The 8,433-nt window shown below is 62.0% G+C and carries 7 protein-coding genes and 4 pseudogenes; 6 read left to right on the top strand and 5 right to left on the bottom strand.

Annotated features, from left to right (window positions below; translation table 11 throughout):
• Positions 1-919 (top strand): lytic murein transglycosylase (locus EOC06_RS27095; RefSeq protein ID WP_128309228.1); only part of this gene is annotated, 919 nt, incomplete at its 5' end.
• Between the two features lie 98 nt (positions 920-1,017).
• A complete protein-coding gene (locus EOC06_RS27090; protein WP_128309227.1) occupies positions 1,018-2,226 on the top strand; it encodes a DUF459 domain-containing protein in 1,209 nt (402 codons plus the stop codon).
• Between the two features lie 21 nt (positions 2,227-2,247).
• On the opposite strand, the gene EOC06_RS27085 is transcribed toward EOC06_RS27090, so the two are convergent.
• From EOC06_RS27085 to EOC06_RS43635, 4 genes and pseudogenes are all read right to left on the bottom strand, one after another.
• Positions 2,248-3,702 (bottom strand): glutamate synthase subunit beta, encoded by a 1,455-nt coding sequence (locus EOC06_RS27085; RefSeq protein WP_128309226.1) that lies wholly within the window; start codon positions 3,700-3,702, stop codon positions 2,248-2,250.
• A gap of 41 nt (positions 3,703-3,743) precedes the next feature.
• Positions 3,744-3,907: pseudogene (locus tag EOC06_RS27080) on the bottom strand (TlpA family protein disulfide reductase); the annotation flags it as partial.
• 278 nt (positions 3,908-4,185) lie between these two features.
• A pseudogene (locus EOC06_RS27075) lies at positions 4,186-4,455 on the bottom strand (pyridoxal-phosphate dependent enzyme); the annotation flags it as partial.
• An 8-nt stretch (positions 4,456-4,463) separates the two neighbouring features.
• Positions 4,464-4,668: pseudogene (locus tag EOC06_RS43635) on the bottom strand (isopenicillin N synthase family oxygenase); the annotation flags it as partial.
• 801 nt (positions 4,669-5,469) lie between these two features.
• On the opposite strand from EOC06_RS43635, the pseudogene EOC06_RS27065 reads away from it, so the two are divergent.
• The 3 genes and pseudogenes from EOC06_RS27065 to EOC06_RS45020 all read left to right on the top strand — a co-directional run.
• A pseudogene (locus EOC06_RS27065) lies at positions 5,470-5,749 on the top strand (DUF411 domain-containing protein); the annotation flags it as partial.
• 9 nt (positions 5,750-5,758) lie between these two features.
• Entirely contained in the window at positions 5,759-5,992 is a 234-nt protein-coding gene (locus EOC06_RS43630; protein ID WP_127312611.1) for a hypothetical protein, read from the top strand.
• Positions 5,993-6,033: 41 nt separating this feature from the next.
• Positions 6,034-6,525, top strand: coding sequence for a cytochrome c (locus tag EOC06_RS45020; protein ID WP_244514239.1), 492 nt, complete (start codon positions 6,034-6,036; stop codon positions 6,523-6,525).
• A 238-nt stretch (positions 6,526-6,763) separates the two neighbouring features.
• On the opposite strand, the gene EOC06_RS27050 is transcribed toward EOC06_RS45020, so the two are convergent.
• Entirely contained in the window at positions 6,764-7,180 is a 417-nt protein-coding gene (locus EOC06_RS27050) for a hypothetical protein (protein ID WP_063169404.1), read from the bottom strand.
• Between the two features lie 697 nt (positions 7,181-7,877).
• Between EOC06_RS27050 and EOC06_RS27045 the strand changes: the two genes are divergently transcribed.
• On the top strand, positions 7,878-8,153 hold the full coding sequence (locus EOC06_RS27045; protein WP_063169403.1) for a hypothetical protein: 276 nt from the start codon (positions 7,878-7,880) through the stop codon (positions 8,151-8,153).
• Positions 8,154-8,433 lie beyond the last annotated feature (280 nt).

Raw genomic sequence — 8,433 nt, 5'->3', positions numbered from 1 at the left:
GCAGATGGCCAGGAAATGGAAGCCGTGGCTGGACCGGATCGAGGCCAGGTTCGGTGTCAACCGCTACATCCTGCTGGCCATCTGGTCGATGGAATCGAACTATGGCGAGATCCTCAAGCGCGACGACGTCATGCGCAATGTCGTGCGCTCGCTGGCGACCTTGGCCTATGCCGATCCGAAGCGGGCGAAATTCGCCCGCACCCAGCTGGTCGCCGCGCTGAAGATCCTGCAGACCGGCGATATCGACGAAAGCCATCTGAGCGGATCCTGGGCCGGCGCCATGGGCCATACCCAGTTCATCCCGACCAGCTATCTGCACTATGCCGTCGACATGGACGGCAACGGCAAACGCGACATCTGGAATTCGATCCCCGATGCGCTGGCGACATCAGCCAATTTGTTGAAGAAGAATGGCTGGCAGGCCGGCAGGACCTGGGGCTATGAGGTTGCTTTGCCCGCTGGAAAGCTTCCCGGCGGCTCGAAAACACTGTCGCAATGGCAGGCGCTCGGCGTGGTCAGGGCCAACGGCAAGCCGTTCAAGAACGGCTCCGACAAGGCGACGCTGAAGGTGCCGGACGGCCGCAACGGGCCGGCCTTCCTGATGATCAAGAATTTCACGGTCATCAAAGCCTACAATAACGCCGACAAATATGCGCTGGCCGTCGGCCTTCTTGCCGACGAAATCGCTGGCTCCAGCGGTCTCGTGCAAGACTGGAAGCGGCCTTTCACCAAGCTCACTTTCGAGGAAAGGCAGGAGCTGCAGCAGCGGCTTTCCCAACATGGCCTTTATGACGGCAAGTTCGACGGCAAGATCGGCGACGGCTCGAAATCAGCCATCTTGGCCTTCCAGGCCAAGGCCGGCTTGACCCAGGACGGTTACCCGAGCATGGAAGTGCTGAAGTGGCTCCGGCAGAAATAGAGCCGCCTGCGGTGCCGCGCGGCCTTTCGGGCGCGCAAAGGACACTGTAGCAATCTGGTTGGCGCGGCATTTGCTGCGCCAAGGGATGGAGGAAACGATTGGCTTCGGCTGCGCGCATCGCAGGGCTTGTTCGTCGCATGCCGGTGCTCATCCTGGCCGTGATCGTGCTCACCGTCGGTGTGGCTGGCGCCTTCCATGCGCCGGCCATGGCGCAGGAGCAGCAAAACCGCGGCTGGTCGCTGCGAGACCTTCTGTTCCCGCGCCGCAGCGAGCGCATCGAGCCGCCGCAGGACATCCAGAAGCCGAGGCCCAGGCCCAAGGCGAAAAACCCCCGCGCCCCGCGCCCGCCGGCGGAGCCGGAAATCCCGGTGGTCGACAAGGCACCGGACGCTCGCACCGTGCTGGTGGTCGGAGACTTCATGGCGGCCGGCCTCGCCGAAGGCCTCGACACCGCCTTTGCCGAGAATGCCGGCGTCAGGATCGTCGTTCGCAGCAATGGCTCGTCCGGCTTCGTACGCGATGATTTCTACAACTGGCCCGAACAGATCAAATTGCTGATCGAGACCGAAAAACCTGCCGCCGTGATCGTCATGCTGGGTTCCAACGACCGCCAGCAGATGAAGGTGGGTGACGTGCGCGAGCAGCCCCGCTCTGAAACCTGGACCAAGGAATATGAGCGCCGGACCGAGGCGTTCGGCAAAGCTGTCGCGGAGGCAAAGGTACCCTTCCTCTGGGTCGGCATGCCGGCGTTCCGGGTGTCGAAGATGACCTCCGATATGCTGGCCTTCAACGACATCTATCATCAGGCCGCTGAAAGCCATGGCGGTGAATTCGTCGACGTCTGGGACGGCTTCGTCGATGAGAACGGTGCTTTCGTCACCAGCGGCCCCGACATCAACGGCCAGCCGGTGCGGCTGCGCGCCGATGACGGCATCAACGTCTCGAGGGCGGGCAAGCGCAAACTCGCCTTCTACACCGAAAAACCGCTGCTGAAGATCCTCGGCCTGACCGCGCCTGGAAGCGTGATTACACCGTCCGCTCCGGCGGGCGCACCTGTCGAGGCGCCGGCGCCGGCCGCGGCCCCCATCGTTATCGACCGAACCGCGCCGATGCTGCTCAGCGATCCGGCACTCGACGGTGGCTCCGAATTGCTGGGCGCGGCACCGCCGGCGAAGGCCAATCCGGACTTGCCCGGTGAAAAGCTTGTGGTCGAGGGCAAGGCACCGATTGCATCGCCCGGCCGCGCCGACGATTTCTCATGGCCGCCAAAGGCCGCGACCGATACCACGACCGCGATCAATCGTTAGTATCGCTGCACGCTCCTGGGTTCAGCGCGGGAGAACGCTCGACCCCATCAACGCCTCGTCGATCGAGCGTGCCGCCTGGCGGCCCTCGCGGATCGCCCAGACGACCAGCGACTGGCCACGACGCACGTCGCCGGCCGCATAGAGCCTGTCCACGCTGGTCTTGTAGTCGCGGTCATTGGCCTCGACATTCCTGGAGCGGCGGCTGTCGGTGGCGATCTTCATCTCACCGTCCAATTCCTTCGCCACCCCGGCCGCAGCCGGCCCGGCAAAGCCGATGGCGATGAAGGCGAGATCGGCACGAATGACGAATTCGGTGCCGGCGATCGGCTTGCGCTTGTCGTCGACCTCGCAGCACTTGACGCCGGTCAGCTGGCCTTCCTCGCCGATGAATTCGAGTGTCGCCACCTGGAATTCGCGCTCCGCGCCTTCGGCCTGCGAGGACGAGGTGCGCATCTTGGTCGCCCAATAGGGCCAGACCGAAAGCTTGTCTTCCTTCTCCGGCGGCTGCGGACGGATGTCGAGCTGGGTGACGCGCACCGCACCCTGGCGAAAAGCAGTGCCGACACAGTCGGAGGCGGTATCGCCGCCGCCGACGACGACGACATGCTGGCCGCCGGCGAGGATCGGATGCGACGGCCACGCCACCGACTGGATCGGTTCGCCGCCGACACGCCGGTTCTGCTGCACCAGATAGGGCATCGCGTCATGCACGCCGCCGAGATCGTCGCCGGGAATGCCGGCCGCGCGCGGCGTTTCGGAGCCGCCGCAATAGAGCACGGCATCATGTTCGGCGAGCAGCTCGGCAACCGGCTTGTCGACGCCGACATTGACGCCGCAATGGAAGGTGACGCCCTCGCCCTGCATCTGCTCGATGCGCCGGTCGATATAGTGCTTCTCGATCTTGAAGTCGGGAATGCCGTAGCGCATCAGCCCGCCGGGCCGGCTTTCGCGCTCATAGACATGGACGTCGTGGCCGGCGCGGCCGAGCTGCTGGGCAGCCGACATGCCGGCCGGGCCGGAGCCGATGACGGCGACGCGCTTGCCGGTCTTCTTCTCCGGCGGATAGGGCCTGATGTGGCCGGTTTCATAGGCCTTGTCGGCAATCGCCTGCTCGACCGTCTTGATGGCGACGGGAATGTCCTCGAGGTTCAGCGTGCAGGCTTCCTCGCAAGGTGCGGGGCAGATGCGGCCGGTGAACTCCGGGAAATTGTTGGTCGAATGCAGGTTGCGGATCGCATTGTCCCAGTCGCCATTGTAGACGAGGTCGTTCCAGTCCGGGATCTGGTTGTGGATCGGGCAGCCCGTCGGCCCATGGCAGAACGGAATGCCGCAATCCATGCAGCGCGCGGCCTGTTTCTCGACCTCTTTGTCAGACATCGGCAGCGTGAATTCACGGAAATGCCGGATGCGATCGGAGGCCGGCTGGTACTTGTGCACCTGCCGGTCGATTTCGAGAAAGCCTGTTACCTTGCCCATAGTCCAGTTCCTGCTGTCCAGATGGTGCGCCTGGCGACGCCCTGCAGCTGGATCAGATGGGGCATCCCGTCCACACATGGGCCGCACCAAGTTGCCCAAAATTCGACTATGTACACTTGCCGGGCTCAAAGCTCGTGAGGGGCTCGCCATGCAGCCAGTTCTCGACTCTAATCGAAGGAGCCGGGGACTCCATCTGCAATACCACGTTGCGGTCCAAAGCTATTTCCAAAGGTTTCTGCACGAGCTGGTTTCCTCTCAGAGACGGCACACGGGTTCAGGGAGGAGCGCATCGCTCGTCTTGCCCCATTGAGTGCAGTCACAGTCACTCAGTCTCAAAAGCCATGCCAACGCGCTCAGCGCGCAGTTAGCGCCCATTGCTTCGAAAAACCTCGTCAGTGCCCAGATGTTGGTTGTAATGAACCTGACATTTGTCTGACGCTGTCAGCTTTTGGACACGCGATCACGCGCTTCGTGCCGCCAGATGGCCAGGCCGAGCCCTGTGTTGCCAGCGGTCGCTTCGATGATTGTACCGCCCCGCGCGTGCCACGCTGTTCGGCATTAACGATCATCGACAACGCAATGCGATCCTTGATCGATCCGCCGGGATTCTGGCTTTCGATCTTGACGAAGCGACGACACCTGCCGGTATCGAATCTCTTCAGTTCGACGACCGGCGTCTCCCCAATCAGATCGAGCACTGACAAATGGCGGACGCAGGCGAGAGGACGCCTTTGTCGACGGTCGGCGGAACATCTCGAGGCTCATGCGGCTGCGGTCTCCAGAATGTCGGCATAGTGCCGTTGCGCAATATCGGGATGCGAGCGCAGTCGGCTCTTCAGCAGTTGCGGAACAGGGGATTGTCGGGGTCGCTGGCGGGGCACCCGCTTCGGCAGCCAGTTCAGGCGGCAGGTCAAGAAACCGTATGTCGGCATCAAGCCGCGCGCCGAAGAAGAAGGGAATAGAAACAGTGCCCTTCGAAAGACCCAGGGCGACGGAAATCATTGCATCGGGCGAGTTCATGCGCCTGAAGCAGCGCTGGCTGCAACTGCTTCATAGCGACAGGCGGGCGGAGACTCTAGCGGGGCTTTCGCCGCTTGGTTGATTGAGGCTCTCGACGAAGCCACTAAGATTCGGCGGCCGATAATAGCTTGCTGCTCATTGGGACGCCGACCAACGCCGGGATTGAGAAAGGCAACCCTGCCCCACAAGGCGGGTGTCACACGTGCGGTGCGTCCGCTCGTCGCGCCGGATGGTCTTTGAGACCTGGGTTCACGGCTATTCAGATGCACCCCTGTCGGCTTTTCGGTGCAGGCCGCCAGGCGGCGTGTTGCAGCAGCGGTAATTAGTTTGAGAGCGTGCGAGCACGGGCTGCATAGTGAGATCATTTGCCGGCGTGGGGACCAAGGTGTGGCGCAGCCTTAGAGAACTCAACACCGAGACCGGAGCAACGGAGACGGCTCTTTCGTCGAGACAGTTTAATTGGAAGGCCGAGAAGCACCGGCTGGGTAGCGTCACGCCGCATCATTCTTTGCGGAGCTGGAGCGCGCGGGATCGCTGGAGCGGCTGGTGAAAGCGGTTGCCGGGGCGCACGCCAACAACAACACGTGAGCTGGCGCCTCGTGTGGCAAAAGGAGGGGGCGAGAGCCCATGGCCTGCAATGAAGCGATCAAGCATTGCGATCGTGGAACCAAGCTGCCTAGTCGACCATCCGGACCGCGGCCTTCAAGCCAGCTCGCCTTGGAATCGGCCTTCCAGGAATCACCGTCAAGGCCGACTCACGACCTTTTCGCCATGAGCCGCGAAGAGGGCATTCCGCCGGAAGCCGATGGCTGCCTTCTCTCGTTCATCGACGGCTATGTGGTGAGCGGCCATGTGCCGGTCGGCACGGTCAACAAGCTCTTGACCGAGCGGCCCGACATCAAAGGGCATGACGCTGCCCGGCATGCCGATGGGCTCCCCCGGCATGAGTGGCACGAAGGAAGCGCCCTTCGAGATTCTCGAAATCCGAAAGTCTGACGCGACCGGCGGCATCTACGCCACGGAATAGGAGGCTTCGATGATGGAATGCATGAGCGGCATGATGATGTTCGGCACGGGCCTGGTGTGGCTGCTTGTCGTCGTCGTGCTCGTCCTCGGGACGGCCGCGCTGATCAAATACCTGTTCTCCAGCGGCGGCAAAGGAGAAGGGCGTCGGTCCTCTTATCGATGCGTGGCCGCGGCAGGCCTCGGATTGGTCTGGACATTGCCTTGGCTCGCCAACCGGATGGCCGCGCCCCGGCCGCGGCGATAGCGCTAGGCAAGACGGTTTTAGCCAGGCGAAGGTCAGCGCGATTGGAAAGCCCGCTGCCTTCGGGACGCATGCCGGCGCCGGGACCGGCCGCGGTCGTCGGCGGCGGCTACCAGAGCGACATGCCGGGCTTCGGGAATGTCCTCACCGACGAGGAGATCCGGGCCGTTCTGGCCTTCATCAAAAGCACATGGCCCGAGCGGGAACGCGCCTATCAGGCAGATGAGCCGCCGGGAGCGGGAGCAGACACAGTGAGACCAATCCTAGCCGCGGAGCCCTCGAACGCCCCCAACCGGAATGCATTGTCCATGAAAGCGAAACCGTCGCTTGCGATTCAATTTCTGGCGCTGATCCTCGGGACCTCCGCGCTGGCCCACCATCCGGGCGCCGATCTCGACAAGATGAGGGACAGCGCGGAGAGGTTCTTCCAGGCGATCGACGAGCAGGCCGCGCCGCCTTTCGAACTGGCCGACGCGGACGGAAGGGCCGTCCGCCTTCCGATCTCTCCGACAAGATCGTGGTGCTCTACTTCATGACGAGGTAACCTTGGAAGAAGAAGGCGACGGCCACTGGCGGCAGGATGGCAAGCACGCTGGCCGCAAAAAGCGGCCCATACTCATAGAAGCGGGCCGGTTCTGTCGCAAATCGTGCTTTTGGCCACAACTGGACGCTTTCGCGCGCTTATGGACCAGCTCACATGACAGGGCTCGACGTGCCCCGGGGTGGCGCCCTACTTCCACGCTCGCACTGTCACACTCCCGCCGAAAGGCGGGTTTAGTGAGTTATGGCAGTGACTGTGCCACCAGTCCAAACGTCGAGTTTCGCGGCAACTTCGACGCTTTCCTTAGCTGACTTGCCCAAAACCAGCGCGGCCAAAGCATACTGCTTGCCGCTCCCGATGGCATAATATTCACCTTTCACGGGATCACTTGGCAGCCAATTGCCGTCCAACAATACGGCTTCCCCATTTTTGCGCACTATCAGCGCCTCAAATTCAAAATTGTCGTCGTTGCGCGGCACAGGAATATCAGAAACATCCATGCCCTTCTCAACCCAGTCTCGAACGGCCTTTGGAATACCCAAGGACGAAGAGGAAACGCCGATGAGTGTGCCGTCGCATAAGCGAAACACCTTCGTTTTCTCACCGACGGATACTGAGTCAAAACCCAAGGCTCGGCCGTCGCCAGCCATGGTTCCGTTCCTGTAAGCTATTGTTGTCATTGGCACCCTTCTATCGCTGCATCAAACTTCAGGACCTTGCGCATGTCCCCTGTGTCAAGGTCACTGACCGACGGCCTATTTGCCTGATACACGATACAGGCTGCGCTCCTTGAGTTCGCGCACGGGTGGCCGTCATCTTGCCGCCTTCGCGCAATGCCTTGAACAGGCCGAGTCTGTCCCCCAGCGGGAATGACAACCACCTCCATGTCGTTGAAACGCAGGAAATCCGTCACTTTGCCTCGTCGGTAACGGGCGGAGCCGGAGCGGTCGTCACCGGGCAAGCGCGGTCGCAGTAGGTATCCTGGGCAGCCCGTCAGACATGGATGGCTTCGGTTGTGTCATGCGACTTCTTGTTGGTCGGTCACGTGTTTCCGGATAACCAGCATGCGCTGTGCCAAATGAGAAAACCATTTAAAGTCAATCCAGCAGATCTGACTGTATTCCGACATTGTCGGAAATTGGACATCGCCGAACGCGGGCGCTCGGGGCTTGTGATGATACTTGGGCGTGCTGCTTCGGAGGAGGGATGCGCCTCGTACCGGCCGCGAAGCCTTCCTGCATTTAAGGCGCCAGATCAATTGAACGCGATGCCGGGCAGCGTCGCAGCGGCTAAGCCAGCCACTCGCATTGCTCCCTGACAGGATGGTGCCGATCCTGCTGAGATCGCATGCTGGCGCGACGTTGCTTTGCGGCCACCGTCGCGCCTGCCCGTGAACTGTTCGCGCCTGTGCTCATGCTCGCCTTGACACCCTCGATGGGTCCATCCGGGATGGTCAACCATCCGGAACATAGCGGGCAGGCGGGCATCTTCACCAGCAGTCTCTGTGTCGCTCTCGTGGCGGCAAACAAGATCGAGGCTGGCGGGGTGATGATCAACGGTCCTCGAACCATCGATTTTGATCGCGGTGGCCGTTCAGTGCGTTCAAGCACGAGGCGCCGTTAGACGGCACCGCAGCATCATAGCGAAGTGCCATGCAGGACGACTCCCTGCAGCATCGTCTCGCGCAGCCAAACACTTGCCGGATCACTGTTGTGAACGGCCGGGCGTTTGACGGCCTGTGACGCGAAAAGGCAACGGAAGATCTAGCATTTATGGGGGAAATGTTTTTTCGGAGTGCTTGACCCGCAGGAAGGGCAGGGCATGACTGCCTATCGCCCGACCCGGCAAGGCCGCACTCATGACCGGCTGGGCTCGGTTAATCCTGCATGCCGCGCCCATGAGG

This window comes from Mesorhizobium sp. M7A.F.Ca.MR.362.00.0.0 (assembly GCF_004023175.1).
Classification (GTDB): Bacteria; Pseudomonadota; Alphaproteobacteria; order Rhizobiales; family Rhizobiaceae; genus Mesorhizobium.
This window is presented reverse-complemented; position numbering and strand designations above follow the sequence as displayed.